The following is a 15282-nucleotide window of genomic DNA, read 5'->3' as shown; positions in this document are numbered from 1 at the left end:
CTTCCGATCATGTGCACCATGACTGTAGAGGCGGATGGAAGTATCTTCAGCGGCGGCAATGCTATCGAAGCTTCTGTTTCTCTTGAAGCAGCCGGTGCAGACGCAGTCGGTATCAACTGCTCCGTCGGACCGGACCAGCTTGTATCCGTCGTACGAAGCATCAAAGAAAATGTATCCATCCCAGTCATCGCCAAACCAAACGCCGGCATGCCGACCATCGATGACAAAGGACAGGCCGTATACAGCATGAATGCAGAAGATTTTGCATCTTATATGAAAGTTCTGATTGAAAGCGGCGCATCCGTCGTCGGTGGATGCTGCGGAACAACTCCGGCATTTATCAAGGCACTGCACGATAGCATCCGATAACTCGCACCTGTTCACAGGACATCATCCTATCTGGGGACGCGCCACTAGCACCTCCTCAATATTCAATACAATCAACAGGGAACGTGGTTTGCAGCTCCAAAATCCCCCGTTCCCTGTTTCTAATTTCCCACAATCCGATGTCTAGTGCCATCCATTTCCCCACACTCAGCATCGAGTTCAGGAGGCATTAGGAATTCCGATGCCACACACCCCAGTCTCCAACAATAATCGGCATCGAACACAAGTATCTCGCGCATCCCGATGCCTCATGCCAGCCACGCCTCTCATTTCACATGAATCGCTTTCTCCGGGCACATTTCCTGGCAGCAGAAGCAGCGGATGCATTTCCTGTAATCATAGACCGGCGGGTTTTCTCTGCCGTTTCGGAAATTCACAGCTTTCTCCGGGACCGGGCAGCTCTTGACGCAGATCCCGCAGCGGATACACTTGTCTGACTGGATATATGGCTTCTTCTGAAAAATATTCAGAGCCTTCGCCAGACGCTCCCACATACCGGAACGCGCCACTCTCCTGTCTACATCAAAGTATGGGTTCCCGTACTGTGCCACCGCATCCTCCATACGGATCGGACCGCCGGGTGTCAGAAGCTCGATCTCTTCTTCCTTCCAGGTTCCAAGTCCCATCTTCTCACCGTGATAATTTGTCGGGACCATCTCCGGTTTCAGATGGATCAGATGACAAAACACACTGTCCAGTGCGACCGGGTCTTGCGACATCAATATCACATTCATCGGAGCCGGATCGCCGGAGCCAGGTCCGTTCCCCTCCATCGCAACAATTCCATCCATGATATACAGCCGTGGTTTCACATACTGGTTCAGATCCACCAGCATTCTGGCGAAACTGTCCGCGCTCGGATACAGAGTATGCCCCTTCGCCTTGTGAAATCCATAGATGAATCCATAACTGTTCTTGACCGCCCCTGTGATACGTTCCAGTGCATGCGTCTTCATCTTGCACAGAGAGATCACGCAGTCCCTCTCCAGAAGTTCCGCAGGAAGGACAAACTCTTTCGCCTGGATCCCATCCGGATTCTCCACATGGACCCCCTTGGTATAGTCGATCGCCGGAATATCAAATTTATCAAGATAGGTATCCATACCTGTTCCGTGAATGACTTTCGTTGTTGTTCCATTGCCGCACGAATCTGCCAGAATAATATCCTGATACCCCTTCTCCCGCATCAGCCTAGCAAACATGCCAACTATCACAGGATGTGTGATAACAGCTTTATCAACTTCTGCTTTCTTGAGAAGGTTAGGTTTCAGAAGAACCGATTCTTCTTTGCCGACAATAGATTCGAGACTGCCCAGAAGTTCAAGGCCGGTCTCCAGATTCTCATAAACAAGTTCTTCCCTGTAAGAATTACAGGGAAGAAGGATCACTTTGCTTTTTTTATTCATAATCACCCTCGCTGAGAACTCAGATCTGTCTCGCGGATCGCCTTTCTGACCGGAAGGATGCACGCCGGCACTACAGACAAGAAATCAACCCCCATCTGAAGGAAGGTTTCTGTCAGTTCCGTATCTGCTGCGATCTCACCACAGATCCCTGCCTGACGGTTCTCCTGATGTGCAGCTTCCACTACCATCTTGATCATACGGAGCACCGCCGGGTGATGATCGTTGTATTTGTCCTTGAGCAGAGGATTCTGCCTATCCATAGCAAGTGTATACTGTGTCAGGTCATTTGTTCCGATGCTCAGGAAGTTGACTCTCCTTGCCAGTTCCTGGCTGATCATAACCGCTGCCGGTGTCTCGATCATGATACCTGTCCGGATATTACGGTAAGGAATTTCTTTTTCATCGAGTCCTGCCTTGACCTCCTGAATGATCTCCTCGATCTGATCCATCTCTTCTTCGGAATCGATCATCGGATACATCATCGCAAGATTACCATAGGCACTGGCACGGTAGATCGCACGAAGCTGTGCCTTGAACATCTTCTTACGGTCAAGACAGAGACGGATGCCACGGTTTCCCATGATCGGGTTGGTCTCCGCCGGAATATCCAGATAAGAAGCCTGCTTGTCAGCTCCGAGATCGGCGGTACGGATCACTGCTGTACGCTCTCCCATCGTCTCTGCCAGCTTCTTGTACGCATGAAACAGCTCATTCTCCCTCGGATAGTTTTCCCTTCCAAGATACTGGAATTCACTTCGAAGGAGCCCAATGCCGGAAGCCCCGTAAAAAAGGACACTGCTCAGATCGCTCATGTTGCCGATATTTGCGTACAGACCGATCTTTGTTCCATCCTTCGTCTCATCCTTCTGTGTCTTGAGTTTGAGAAGTTCTTCTCGTTCTCTTCGATCCGCCTCAAGACGGATCTCGTATTCTTTCTTGATCTCTGCATCCGGATTCAGATACATGGTTCCTGTATAACCATCCACGATCGCGGTCATACCATCCCACTCGTCATCCGGTGCAATGTCTACCAGAGTTGGGATCTCCATTGTCTTTGTCATAATGGAGGCATGAGAAACGGCTGATCCATGATGCATGACAACGGCAAGAAGTTTCTCCTTGTCCATCTCCATGATCTCAGTCGGTGACAGAGCCTCTGCCACCAGGATCACCGGTTCCTCTCCCAGATTGATCCGGATCGCCGCTCCGCCGAGGATCTGGATCAGACGGTTGGATATTTCCTGAATGTCTGAAATCCTCTTACGGATCACCGGTTCTTCCAGGTTGCGGAAGGTCTCTACCAGCTCATCACGATTTGTCATAACTGCATAAGCAGCATTGACCTTTTCGTTGGCAATGCTGCTCTCGATCGCATTCTGGAAGCTTCCGGATTCCAGGAGCTTTGCCTGATTAAGGAAAGTCCTGGCCTCCTGCTCATTCAGAGATTTATTGGCTTCGTAAAGTTCTTTGAGCTTCGCTACCGCCTGCTCCTTCGCTTTACGAAAATCCTCGATCTCTTTTTTGATGTTGCTTACCAGACACTGACGTATCTGATATTCCCCTCTGCTGTAATATAAGATTTTTCCGATGGCAATTCCCGAAAAGGTAGCAATACCTTTGTAGATTTCCATCCTGCTTCCCCCTTGTTTCTATCAGTTGCAGGCAGCCTTGAACTCCGTCCAGTTCTTATTGTAGGCCTCATCTGCCTCCGCGCTGATGTTTTCTACTGCTGATCCTTCTGTTACAGAATCCGGAACAACAAGGTCCTGATTCTCAAGCAGGGAATCTGCTGCTTTGTTTGTGCAGTAATATCCGATATAATCGAAACATTTTGCTGCGTTTTCCGGCTGAAGGATGTAGTCCATGAACTGATAAGCCTCATCCTTGTCCGGTGCCTGGCTCGGGATGAACATTCCCATAACGCCAAAGCCAAGTCCCTCTTTCGGATATACCACTTTGAGATCCGGATTTTCCTGAAGGGCTGCTGTTACCTGAGAAGTATAAAGAAATGCAACGCCTGCCTCTCCGTTGAGAAGAGAATCCTGTGTATTGTCATCCTGGATCAGACGCACGTTCGGCGCAAGTTCCAGAAGTTTTTCTCCTGTTTTTGCGATATCATCTGTGTTCTGGTCATTGAAATCCTGACCAAGAGCAAGGTTTGTGATACCGTTGATCACACGGTAGTTTGCAGTCAGCGCAATGCTGTCCTCTAAGGATGCATCCCAGAGGTCATTGTATCCTTTGATGTCAATGTCAACCAGATCCGGATCATAAACGATCAGCGGAATACCTGCGCCGTACGGTGCTGTATATTCATCGTTCGGATCATAGAACTGTCCCTGATAAAGCGGGTTGATGTTTTCCCATCCTGACAGCTTGGATGTGTCAAGTTTCTCCACCAGGCCTTCCTCGATGGCAGTCTGGATGATATAGTCATCTGCTACGACAACATCATAATCTCCGCCTTTTGCCATGGAAAGTTTCTCCAGCATGTTTTCATCTGTATCAAAATTAGAATAAACGACCTTGATTCCTGTTTCTTCTTCGAATCCGTCAAGAACTTCCTGCGGGAACATGTTCTCCCATGTGTAGAGCACCAGTTCTTTGGAGTCATCTGCCTGAACAGAAACTGCGAGTGTTGGAACTACGAGTGCCGCACATAATGCACATACCACTAATTTTTTCATAACTTTTTCTCCTCTTCTTGTCTTGTTTCGATTTTAACAAACCCCAGACATGTTTAGTATATCTTACTTTTGTTTCATTGAAAAGACTTTCTTAATTCTTTTTCTGATTTCTGCCTGTAAACTTTCCTATTGCGGTATAAACGAGCAGGATCAGAAGGGTCACCGCCAGCATGATCGTACAGAGTGCATTGACCTCCGGGGTCACGCCTGTCTTGATCTGTGTGTAGACCTTGATCGGCAGAGTAGAAAGACGCGGTCCGTTAATAAAAATACTGATGACCACATCATCCATGGACATTGCAAATGCCAGAAGGGAACCTGACATTACCGCCGGCATTATGAGCGGAAGGATAATATCCCAAAATGCCCGAAACGGTCCTGCACCAAGGTCCCTCGCCGCTTCCTCAAGCGACGGGTCCATTCCCGCAAGGCGTGCTTTTACTTCCATAAGAATATACGGCACGCAGAAAACGGTGTGTCCGATCAGGAGCGTCAGCATACCAAACGGCAGATTCATCATATAGAAAAAAGCCATCAGGACCATACCAAGGATGATTTCCGGGATCATCAGCGGCAGGATGGAAATATATTCCAAGATTCCCTTTGTCTTCCAGTGGATCCTGGAAAGCCCGACTGCCCCAAGAGTTCCGATCACCGCCGATACAAAGCAGCTTACCACTCCAAGGAACAAACTATTTCCAAGTGCCTCGATCATTGCGCTGTCAGAAAAAAGCTCCTGATACCATTTCAGGGAAAATCCGGTAAAACGCACCGGAAGTTTTGATTCATTAAAAGAAAATACGATGACGACTGCGATCGGCAGATACATCAGTACAAAAATCAATCCAAGGTAAAACCTGGAGAGTTTTGAATTCTTTTTCATCCCACACCCTCCAATTCTTTTGCATTTGTGACTTTGCGGTACAGCATGATCATCAGTGTCGTAAGGATCATCAATACCACAGCCAGTGCCGCCGCGAACGGCCAGTTATTTCCTCTTGTCATCTGTTCCTGGATCAGACTTCCAACAAGCACGATCTTGTTTCCACCCAGGATATCTGCGATGAAAAACAGTCCCATGGACGGGATAAATGTCAGGATCACACCGGAAAGAAGACCTGGCAGAGTCAGTTTGAAAGATACTGTCCAAAAAGCCTTAAACGGGCTCGCTCCGAGATCTCTTGCCGCCTCGACGAGCGACCAGTCCAGTTTCTCCGCGCTGGAATAGACAGAAAGGATCATAAACGGAAGCAGCACATAGGTCATACCGATCACGATCGCCGGATAGCTGTAAAGGATACGAAGCGGCTTCTCGATCAGCCCAAGGCTTTTGAGCACATGGTTCAGAAGCCCTTTGGTCTGAAGGATGATCATCCATCCGTAAAGTCGGATCAGGGAGTTTACCCAAAACGGCAGCATCAGAAAGATCATCGCGCGTTTTTTCCATTTGTCGGAAAGTTTTGCCATAAAATATCCAAACGGATATCCGACCAGGCAGATAATCAGGGTACTGGTCAGGGCAAGCTGGAAAGATCCTGTAAAGGTCTGCATGTAGACAGGGTCAAGGATCTTTTTATAATTTGCAAGTGTAAATGTCCACTCCACGCCGTGTCCTGCTTTTGGCTGTGCAAAGCTCAGTGCCAGCATATAAAGAAGCGGCCCTGCCACAAAAATGATCGTAAAGATGTATAACGGCAGGATCATCCAGACAGAGCCGGATTTCTTTTTTTTCATGATTCTGCCCCGCTTTCTGTGTCAAGATCTACCAGAACGGCATTCTCCGGTTCAAAGAAACAGGTTACTTTCTGTCCTGGCTGCACGCTTGCATCGATGCCGTATCTGCTTGCGATCACTTCTGTTCCGTCGGTAAGTTTCAGTACAACGCGGAGAAGACCTCCGGCAAAACTCTTCTCGACTACTTCTGCGTCAAGACCTTTCTGACAGGTTTCGTCAAGAACGATATTTTCGCTCCGGACTGCCAGTGTCACCGGTGTTCCTGCCTGTAAAACATTGCCGTCTGCCGCTGCCAGAACAGTTCCTCCTGCAAGGCTTACGCGCACCTGATCGCTTTCCATTGCTTCTACAGTTCCCTTAAGGATGTTTGCATTTCCGACAAAAGTTGCCACATAGCTGGTCTTTGGATGATTGTAGATCTCATCCGGGGAACCGATCTGCTCAAATCTTCCCTGGTTCATGACTGCGATACGGTCTGACATATTGATCGCTTCTTCCTGGTCATGTGTGATGTAGACAAACGTGATGCCAAGTTTTTTCTGTAATTTCTTAAGTTCCAGCTGCATCGCGCGGCGGAGCTGGAGATCCAATGCTCCCAGAGGCTCATCAAGAAGAAGGACCTTCGGATTATTTACCAGAGAACGTGCGATCGCAACTCGCTGTCTCTGTCCACCGGAGAGTTCTGACGGTTTACGCTTCTCATATCCCGGAAGCTGTACCAGTTCCAGCATTTCGGCGACACGTTTTCTGATCTCGGCTTTCGGAACTTTCTTAAGTTTCAGTCCGTAGCCGATGTTGTCTGCAACGGTCATATGCGGAAACAGGGCGTAATTCTGAAATACTGTGTTTACGTCTCTCGCTTCCGGTGCAAGATCTGTCACATCTTTACCGTCCAGAAATACCTGACCGGAATCCGGTGTCTCAAGGCCCGCGATGATACGCAAAGTTGTCGTCTTGCCACATCCGGAAGATCCCAGAAGTGTAATAAATTCGCCTTTTCCGATGGAAAGACTGATCTCTTTGAGAACGGTTTCATCCTTTGAAAAAGATTTCTTGATCTTTTTTAATTCCAAACATGTTTCTGCCATTTTTCTGCCTGTCCTCCTGCTGTTTTATTTTTGCTCTGTCTGCTTTCTGATATAAGCAGTATAACTTTCTCTGTCAAAAACCGGGGTAAACTCTGTGCAGATCTTTCCGGCCTGCTCTCCGCCGTTTCTTAAGAGTTTGTACACGGTCAGGGCAAGCAGTTTTGCCGGAAGGATGTATGCCTTTTCCGGATCTGTGATACGGAAGTCTGCCCCATGGAGTTTGCCTTCAAAGCCCTTGAATGTAAAATTCACGACCGGCATCAGGTGGCTCAGATCGCCTACATCCGTGCAGGCATTGTTGAAATCGCCCTTCTGTACAGTGCGATACTCAAGTTCCAGATCCTCTGCCGCCTCCAGAAGTGCCGTATCTGCCTCTCTCGGAAGGATCGGCATATAGCCCTGGAGTATTTCCCGCTCGATCCTGCCGCCAAACGCATAGGCTGCTCCGTCATAAGCGCGGTTGACCATATCCGTGATCTCCTCGATCTTCTCAAGGGAAGCCGCCCGCACCTTCGTCTCGATAACAGCTTCATCCGGCACACTGTTGATGACATCGCCGGCCTTGCGGATCACATTGTGGAGGCGTACATGGTCTTCCTCGCGGAAAGTCTCTCGCATCAGTCCCATCATCTGGATAGCGCTGGTCGTGATGCTGAGGGCGTTGACACCGTTCCACGGATCGATCGCCCCGTGTGCGGCCTTGCCTCTGACAGTGACTCGTTCTGCACTGTAACCGTTGCACGCCGGATTTCCCAGGTAAAAATCCTCCTCGACCGGAACCATATGCACATGGGTCGTCAGCGCAATATCCGTATCATCAAAAACTCCTGTGCGGATCATCTCGCTCTTGCCGCAGCAGAATTCGATCCCTTCCTGGCGAAGACATGCTCTCTTGTCTGCGTCAATATATTCCTCAGCGGGAACCGCAAGGAAAGAAAGACTGCCGCCGAGTTCCTTCTGGATCTCCGAATCTGCCAGCGCGATCGCACAGCCGATCATTGCTGCCATCTGTGCGTGATGTCCGCAGGCATGTGCCACGCCGGTAACAGAATCTGCCATTGGATGTGACTTGCATCCGATCGCATCCAGTTCCCCGATGACTGTGAGGTTCGGACCGTCTGTGATCTTTTTGTCACCTCTTACACCGGTGCGGACAAGATGTTCTGTCACTTCATATCCAAGGTTCTTAAGAAACTGTGCCGCCTTCTGCGACGTCCGTATTTCCTCAAAACCCGGTTCCGGATGTGCCGCGATATCCTCTGCAAAGCTTATGATCTGCTCTCTGTCTGCGTCTATCCTCTGAAGGATTTTTTCTTCTATTTTATCTAGCATTTGTTTCATCATTCCTTTCGTTACTGTTCACTTCGTTCACAGCAACTGACTTTTACAAGTTAATACGTTATAAAAGCAACAAATCTTTATCTCATAATGATAACATAAATTTTCAGCAATGCAAGCACTGAAAAAGTACAAAAAAATTCTCCGCATAACACAAAAATCCGGATACCTTGTTCAAAGTATCCGGATCCTGTTAATGGCAAGCTGGAAATGAGACTCGAACTCACGACCCCTTCATTACGAGTGAAGTGCTCTACCGACTGAGCTATTCCAGCCTGTGTCTGAAACACAACCATTATTATACCTGATTTCTCAGAAAAATCAAGAACAAATTTTAATTTTTATGCTGTAACTTCATTTACAGCGAATTATTTTTTATGCTGTTTCTTTCGCTACAGTTTTTCTGGTTTTCTTTGGTGCAGTAACTGCTTCTTTTACAAGAACTTTCTTCTCCTCTTTCACTGTAGCCGCCGGTTCCTTGACAGCGGCCCTGGAAGATTTTCTGGAAACGCGAGGTTTCTTTGCCACAGGTTTTTTCTCAGTTTTCTTCACCGGGGCAGAGACTGCTTCTCTTTTCTTGGTCGGTGTGCAGGAAAATACTGTCACGCCAAGTGCAGGAACTTTGAGTTTGATGGAATACTCTCTCTCATCGCACTCATCCTGCTTGCAAGTCTTTCCTCTCGGATTTACCGTTCCCTGTCCGCCATATTCTTTGGCGTCGGTGTTGAAGATTTCTTTGTATTTGCCGAAGAACGGAACGCCTACTTTATAGTCTGTATATGGAACAGCCGCGAAGTTGCATACAACGAGAAGCGTTTCTTCCGGCTTGTCTGTCTTTCTCATGAAAGTCAGGACGTTTTCCTCATATTTCATAAGCTGGATCCATTCAAATCCATCGTACTCATCATCCTTCTGGATCAGTGCCGGATGGGTGCGGTACAGCTCATTGAGGTCATGGATAAATTTCTCCATCTCCTCTGGAAGTTCTTTGCCCGGAGCCATCATGGTACAGCCCGGATGCATCATCATATAGGCATATGCCGCACGAACCTGGCTTAATTTCTGTGCCTCATCTCCCGGAAGTTTCTCCATAAATTCAGCGAGATTTCCTGCCTCACGGTTTCCGAGCGGCAGTACATAATGCTCACAGTAAGCATAGATCATGGACAGAGTGAGCTGATCGTGGACATATTTTCTCTCGATCGGATCTTTGGAAAGGTAAGCAAGAAAATCTCCTGCCCAGTTGTTGTTCCATTTGTAGTCGAATCCGATGTTGTCATCCTCCACGCTTCCGGTGAGTTCGGACCAGAGGCCGTCCTCCTGTGCGATCGTGAGGGTTCCCGGAAGTTTCTTATCAAGGATGGAATTCAGATGTTTCAGGAATTCTACTGCTTCCAGGTTTTCATTTGTTCCGTAGATGTTCGGCTTCCATTGTCCGTATTCCCTGCCGAAATCAAGATACAGCATGGAATCTACATCGTCCAGGCGGAGTCCGTCTGCATGATAAACTTCCAGCCAGTAAAAAGCGTTTGCCAGAAGGAAATCCTTAACCATCGGGCTGTCGAAATTGTAAAGAAGGGTTCCCCAGATCGGATGGATCGCCATGGACGGATCTGGATTCTCATACAACGGTGTTCCGTCAAAAAGCTCAAGACCTCCCTCCACTCTCGGGAAATGAGACGGTGTCCAGTCAAGGATCAGACCGATTCCTGCCTTGTGAAGTTCATTGACAACCTTCTGAAAATCCTCTGGTGTGCCAAATCTTCTGGTCGGTGCATAATAAGCAAATGTGCTGTATTCTCCTGCTTCGTCATCAAGGTATTCCATGACCGGATGCAGTTCTACATGGGTATAGTTCAGTTTCTTTACAAAATCTGCGAGCTCTGTGGCATCTTTCCATTCTGTAAGAGAAGTTTCATAAATGGAGATTGGCTGTTTGCGGTCGCTGAATTTCTTACGCTCTTTCATCCAGATCTCATCTTCCCACTGGAAAGTGCTGGTATCTGTCACAACAGATGCATTTGCCGGTGGAACTTCGGTGCATGCCGCGTATGGATCGGATTTCAGCTCGATCCTGTTTCCCTTGAGTTTCAGTTCATATTTGTAGATATCCCCTGCCTTTACATCCGGGATAAAAAGCTCAAAGATACCGGACATCGGCATTCGGTGCATCGCATGGCATCTTCCATCCCACGCATTGAAATCACCTACAACACTGACACGCATCGCATTCGGTGCCCATACGGCAAAGCTTGTTCCCTTAACACCATTAATTTTCATCGGATGTGCACCCAGTTTCTCATACGCGTGATAATAAACACCAGCGCAGAAAGCTTTTTCCTCTGCTTCTGTGATCTGGCCGGAGAATGCATAAGGGTCTGCAAATTCCTTTGTTTCTTCTCCTTTGGTGACGCGATATTTATAATCCGGGATCTTTCTTCCCGGGATCATTGCTGCGAAATAGCCTGCTTCGTCTTCCTGCTCCATTTCATATTTACGGGATCCGACCAGAACTTCTGTTTTATCTGCCTCCGGGAAAAATCCCTGGATCAGAACGCCGTCTGTCGTAAGACGCGGAGCCATGACATCCTTCGGGGATGCTTCCTCTCCGTAAACCACTGCTTCAATTCTCGGCCAGTCCATATATTCGTATGCTTTGCTTTCCATAACTACTGCCTCCATTCTGAGATGCTGCTGTCAAACGTTTCTGCAAATGTCATCTCTTTGATAATAGTTTATCATTTTTTCCAATAAAAATAAAGAATAGAACGAAATTTGTTTGACAAAACTGCTTTGGTACGATAAATTGGAACTAGAGTTTTTCTGATACACAGGAAACAGAATTCAGAAATCCAAGGAGGTTTTTCATTATGGAAAACAGAAAATTTGACGTAACCGCTCTCGGCGAATTACTGATCGACTTTACAGAAAACGGAAACAGTTCTCAGGGCAATCCCCTGATGGAAGCAAACCCTGGCGGTGCTCCATGTAACGTGCTCGCCATGCTGGAACGTCTTGGCAAAAAGACTGCTTTCATCGGCAAAGTCGGCAAAGACATGTTTGGTACACAGTTAAAGACTGCTGTTGAGGAAGTCGGCATTGACACCCGTAACCTTATCATGGATGAAAACTGCCACACCACACTCGCTTTCGTACATACTTATCCGGATGGTGACCGTGACTTTTCTTTCTATCGTGATCCGGGCGCAGATATGATGCTCACCAAAGAAGAAGTTCAGAAGGATCTGATCGAAGCTTCCCGTATCTTCCACTTTGGAACACTTTCTTCTACTCATGAGGGTGTACGTGAAGCTACACGCCACGCGATCGATCTTGCGAAAGAAGCCGGATGCATCATCACCTTTGACCCGAACCTGCGTCCGCCTCTCTGGAAATCTCTCGAGGATGCCCGTGCGGAGATCGAATATGGCATGTCCAAATGTGATGTATTAAAGATTTCTGACAATGAGGTAGAGTTCATGTGCGGAACCACAGATTATGACAAGGGTGCTGCCATGATCCAGGAACAATACAACATCCCGCTCATCCTCATCACCATGGGCAAGGACGGAAGCCGCGCATACTACAAGGACATGATCGTAGAGGCAGCTCCTTTCCTCCAGGAAAACACCATCGAGACCACCGGTGCCGGAGATACTTTCTGCGCAAGCACCCTGAACTACGTTCTCGACCACGGCCTTGAGAACCTCACAGAAGAAAACCTCAAAGAACTTCTCACCTTCGCAAACGCAGCCGCATCCCTCATCACCACACGCAAAGGTGCCCTGAGAGTTATGCCGACACGTGAGGAAGTAGAGGAATTTATCGCAAGCCGTAAATAATTTTTAACATCGTTTATGTATACAAAAAAGCTCGGACAATTCTAAGAATTTCCGGGCTTCTTTCTTCTGAAGTATCTCACGCTGTTCTTGTTTCGATTTCTGCAGTGTATGACGATGCTCTTTCTTCAGATTCTGTATCTTTTTTCGGTTTTCATTATTAAGTTTCCTCTCGAGCTCCCTCAACGCTTCCTGTTTCTCTTCTTCGTAAAGTCTTCCTACCTGTGTCATATTGATCCGCCTTTTGCTCCTTTCTGAATCTTCTTTTGCGATTACTTTATCTGTAAAGACCAGAAGTCCTGACAGAAGGAAAATCTGCATATGGGAAGATTCTATTCTTTTTGCCAGTTCAAAACATCTTCGGATACACTGCTGCTTGGCTGCCTTTCAAGCATGGACAAGCGGTAATATCACGAACTGCATCTGTTCTTCTTCTGAAAGTGGCTCTCCTGCCTGAATTCTGCTGGAGATATTTTCTTCGATTTACTCCATAAACGGAAAGAGTTTTCTCTTTCATCTGTTTTCCACATATCTTGGAGACAACGTCTTTGTTCTGATAGGTTATGGGATTTTTCTGTGAGTTTGTGCGTGATTTCCTGCTTGTGTTTTTCTTTCCCGGCATGCGTCCTCCTTGTTTTTCTTAATGATCTTAATAGAAAAAGCTCAGGAAAATTACGCCGTTTTGTTCTGTGGCTCTATTATACAAACTACCGCTGAATTTTTCAAGACTTCACGGACTTTTTCTATATATAATCGTAACTTTGCATGATTGTGGATTTTGCTGGCTGAACTGCCATTAGATATGATGAGATAAATAATTTAAAAGAATTGTAACACTGTCATCCAGATAATACAAGCTGTTTTCATCGACAAAAATCCCCACAGTTTTCGCCATGGGGATTTGTAAAAGCCACAGGGATAGAAAAAAGGCCACTTTTCTCCGTCCCCACTGGTCTATTTGATCACGCGCACCTTAGACACGCCTTCGATTGCTCTGAGTTCATCCAGAGCTTCTTTGGATGCTGCGCTTTCCAGGTCGATGATGGTGTATGCATATCCACCACGGCTCTTGTTGGTCATATCCGCGATGTTCAGTCCCTCACTACCAAGGATCTTGGTGAACTGGCTGATCATGTTCGGGATGTTCTTGTGAGCGATGGTGATACGTCCAACTGCCACGCAGGTTCCCATGTCGCAGTTCGGGAAGTTTACGGAGTTTTTGATATTTCCGTTTTCGAGGAAATCTCTGACTTCTTTGACTGCCATAACTGCACAGTTTTCTTCAGATTCCTCTGTGGATGCACCAAGATGTGGTGTTACGAGGATTCCCGGTCTGCCTGCTACGGTTGCATTTGCAAAGTCTGTTACGTATTTCTTAACCTTGCCGCTGTCAAGAGCTTCTACAAGGGCATCCTCGTCAACGAGAAGGTCTCTTGCGAAGTTCAGAAGAACGACACCGTCTTTCATCTTTGTGAAAGCTTCTTTGTCGATCATCTTGCGTGTGTTGTCTGTAAGCGGTACATGGATGGTGATGTAGTCGCACTGGCTGTAGATCTCATCCAGGGATTTGCTGTGTTTGATGGTTCTGGAAAGGTTCCATGCTGCATCGATGGAGATGAATGGGTCATATCCGTAAACTTCCATTCCCAGATGTGTTGCAGAGTTCGCAACCATGGCTCCGATCGCACCAAGACCGATAATACCAAGCTTCTTACCGCTGATCTCACATCCTGCAAACTGTTTTTTCTGTTTCTCAGCCAGTTTGTCGATGTGTTCTTTGTCTTCTTCGTGTGCTACCCACTCGATACCACCAACGATATCACGGGAAGCAAGGAGCATTCCTGCAAGAACAAGCTCCTTAACACCGTTTGCGTTTGCACCTGGTGTGTTGAATACTACGATACCTTTTTCTGCGCATACATCAACCGGGATGTTGTTGACACCTGCACCTGCACGGGCGATGACTTTGACATTTTCCGGAAGTTCCATGTCATGCATCTTAGCACTTCTTACCAGGACTGCATCGGCATCGTTCATTTCTTCTGTCTGTTTGTAATCATCTCCAAACAGGCCGAGACCTGTCTGGGAGATTGGATTGAGGCATTTATACTGGAACATTATGCATTTTCCTCCTCGAATTTTTTCATGAATGCAACAAGGGCTTCTACGCCTTCTTTTGGCATTGCATTGTAGATACTTGCACGCATACCGCCTACAGTTCTGTGTCCTTTGAGGTTTACAAGACCTGCTGCCTTTGCTTCTTTGACGAATTTGGCATCCATGTCTTTGTCACCTGTAACGAAAGGAACATTCATCAGAGAACGGGAAGCCGGCTCTACTGTGCCTTTGAAGAGTTTGCTCTGATCCAGGAAATCATAGAGGATCTTGGCTTTCTCGATGTTTCTTCTCTGCATTTCCTCCAGTCCGCCCATAGCTTTGAGCCATTTGAAGACTTTGCCGCATACATAGATGCAGTAAGCGTTCGGTGTGTTGTACAGGGAACCTGCATCTGCATGTGTCTTATATGTAAGCATGGTTGGTGTTCCCGGAAGGACATCCTCTGTGATGAGGTCTTCGCGGATGATGACGATTACCATACCTGCAGGTCCGATATTTTTCTGGACACCACCGTAGATGATGCCGTATTTGGTTACATCTACAGGCTCAGATAAGAAGCAGGAAGAAACGTCTGCTACCAGAGTTTTTCCCTTTGTATTCGGAAGAGTTTTGAATTTTGTTCCGTAAATTGTATTATTTTCACAAATGTATACGTAATCTGCATCCGGGCTGATCGGAAGATCGC

At 47.2% G+C, this 15282-nt stretch carries 12 protein-coding genes and 1 tRNA gene; 2 read left to right on the top strand and 11 right to left on the bottom strand.

Going from position 1 to position 15282, the window contains the following annotated elements:
* The coding region (locus tag QZL69_RS07400) for a homocysteine S-methyltransferase family protein (protein WP_291518860.1) at window positions 1-369 on the top strand (369 nt) is incomplete at its 5' end.
* A 284-nt stretch (window positions 370-653) separates the two neighbouring features.
* Here QZL69_RS07400 and QZL69_RS07395 read toward each other — a convergent pair.
* The 9 genes from QZL69_RS07395 to glgB all read right to left on the bottom strand — a co-directional run bounded on the left by QZL69_RS07395 (window position 654) and on the right by glgB (window position 11307).
* Window positions 654-1793 carry a DUF362 domain-containing protein gene (locus QZL69_RS07395; RefSeq protein ID WP_022214582.1) on the bottom strand — a complete coding sequence of 380 codons (1140 nt, stop codon included), beginning with the start codon at window positions 1791-1793 and terminating at the stop codon, window positions 654-656.
* Between the two features lie 2 nt (window positions 1794-1795).
* Window positions 1796-3424, bottom strand: a complete 1629-nt coding sequence (ptsP, locus tag QZL69_RS07390; RefSeq protein ID WP_022214581.1) for a phosphoenolpyruvate--protein phosphotransferase — start codon at window positions 3422-3424, stop codon at window positions 1796-1798.
* A 21-nt stretch (window positions 3425-3445) separates the two neighbouring features.
* A complete protein-coding gene (locus QZL69_RS07385) occupies window positions 3446-4480 on the bottom strand; it encodes a polyamine ABC transporter substrate-binding protein (protein ID WP_022214580.1) in 1035 nt (344 codons plus the stop codon).
* Window positions 4481-4571: 91 nt separating this feature from the next.
* Entirely contained in the window at window positions 4572-5363 is a 792-nt protein-coding gene (locus QZL69_RS07380) for an ABC transporter permease (RefSeq protein ID WP_022214579.1), read from the bottom strand.
* Complete coding sequence (locus QZL69_RS07375; protein ID WP_022214578.1) at window positions 5360-6214, bottom strand: ABC transporter permease; 855 nt, start codon at window positions 6212-6214, stop codon at window positions 5360-5362. The genes QZL69_RS07380 and QZL69_RS07375 overlap by 4 nt, the downstream gene beginning before the upstream one ends.
* Window positions 6211-7302, bottom strand: a complete 1092-nt coding sequence (locus QZL69_RS07370) for an ABC transporter ATP-binding protein (RefSeq protein WP_022214577.1) — start codon at window positions 7300-7302, stop codon at window positions 6211-6213. The genes QZL69_RS07375 and QZL69_RS07370 overlap by 4 nt, the downstream gene beginning before the upstream one ends.
* A 24-nt stretch (window positions 7303-7326) precedes the next feature.
* On the bottom strand, window positions 7327-8634 hold the full coding sequence (locus tag QZL69_RS07365; protein ID WP_022214576.1) for an amidohydrolase: 1308 nt from the start codon (window positions 8632-8634) through the stop codon (window positions 7327-7329).
* A 208-nt stretch (window positions 8635-8842) separates the two neighbouring features.
* A tRNA-Thr gene (locus QZL69_RS07360) sits at window positions 8843-8915 on the bottom strand.
* Between the two features lie 100 nt (window positions 8916-9015).
* Window positions 9016-11307, bottom strand: coding sequence for a 1,4-alpha-glucan branching enzyme (gene glgB / locus QZL69_RS07355; protein ID WP_022214575.1), 2292 nt, complete (start codon window positions 11305-11307; stop codon window positions 9016-9018).
* Window positions 11308-11510: 203 nt separating this feature from the next.
* On the opposite strand from glgB, the gene QZL69_RS07350 reads away from it, so the two are divergent.
* Window positions 11511-12482 (top strand): carbohydrate kinase family protein, encoded by a 972-nt coding sequence (locus QZL69_RS07350; RefSeq protein WP_022214574.1) that lies wholly within the window; start codon window positions 11511-11513, stop codon window positions 12480-12482.
* A 951-nt stretch (window positions 12483-13433) separates the two neighbouring features.
* On the opposite strand, the gene QZL69_RS07345 is transcribed toward QZL69_RS07350, so the two are convergent.
* Window positions 13434-14597, bottom strand: coding sequence for a phosphoglycerate dehydrogenase (locus QZL69_RS07345; protein ID WP_022214571.1), 1164 nt, complete (start codon window positions 14595-14597; stop codon window positions 13434-13436).
* Window positions 14597-15282: 3-phosphoserine/phosphohydroxythreonine transaminase (gene serC, locus QZL69_RS07340; RefSeq protein ID WP_291518852.1), on the bottom strand; the 686-nt coding region annotated here is incomplete at its 5' end. The genes serC and QZL69_RS07345, both read right to left, overlap by 1 nt.

Origin of the sequence: Blautia sp. CAG:237, assembly GCF_000436615.1 — a bacterium.
Classification (GTDB): domain Bacteria; phylum Bacillota; class Clostridia; order Lachnospirales; family Lachnospiraceae; genus Blautia_A; species Blautia_A intestinihominis.
This window is presented reverse-complemented; position numbering and strand designations above follow the sequence as displayed.

Bases quoted from the DNA above. Each gene is read 5' to 3' on its own strand.
- QZL69_RS07395 (WP_022214582.1), bottom strand. From the start codon at position 1,793: ATGAATAAAAAAAGCAAAGTGATCCTTCTTCCCTGTAATTCTTACAGG.
- ptsP (WP_022214581.1), bottom strand. From the start codon at position 3,424: ATGGAAATCTACAAAGGTATTGCTACCTTTTCGGGAATTGCCATCGGA.
- QZL69_RS07385 (WP_022214580.1), bottom strand. From the start codon at position 4,480: ATGAAAAAATTAGTGGTATGTGCATTATGTGCGGCACTCGTAGTTCCA.
- QZL69_RS07380 (WP_022214579.1), bottom strand. From the start codon at position 5,363: ATGAAAAAGAATTCAAAACTCTCCAGGTTTTACCTTGGATTGATTTTT.
- QZL69_RS07375 (WP_022214578.1), bottom strand. From the start codon at position 6,214: ATGAAAAAAAAGAAATCCGGCTCTGTCTGGATGATCCTGCCGTTATAC.
- QZL69_RS07370 (WP_022214577.1), bottom strand. From the start codon at position 7,302: ATGGCAGAAACATGTTTGGAATTAAAAAAGATCAAGAAATCTTTTTCA.
- QZL69_RS07365 (WP_022214576.1), bottom strand. From the start codon at position 8,634: ATGCTAGATAAAATAGAAGAAAAAATCCTTCAGAGGATAGACGCAGAC.
- glgB (WP_022214575.1), bottom strand. From the start codon at position 11,307: ATGGAAAGCAAAGCATACGAATATATGGACTGGCCGAGAATTGAAGCA.
- QZL69_RS07350 (WP_022214574.1), top strand. From the start codon at position 11,511: ATGGAAAACAGAAAATTTGACGTAACCGCTCTCGGCGAATTACTGATC.
- QZL69_RS07345 (WP_022214571.1), bottom strand. From the start codon at position 14,597: ATGTTCCAGTATAAATGCCTCAATCCAATCTCCCAGACAGGTCTCGGC.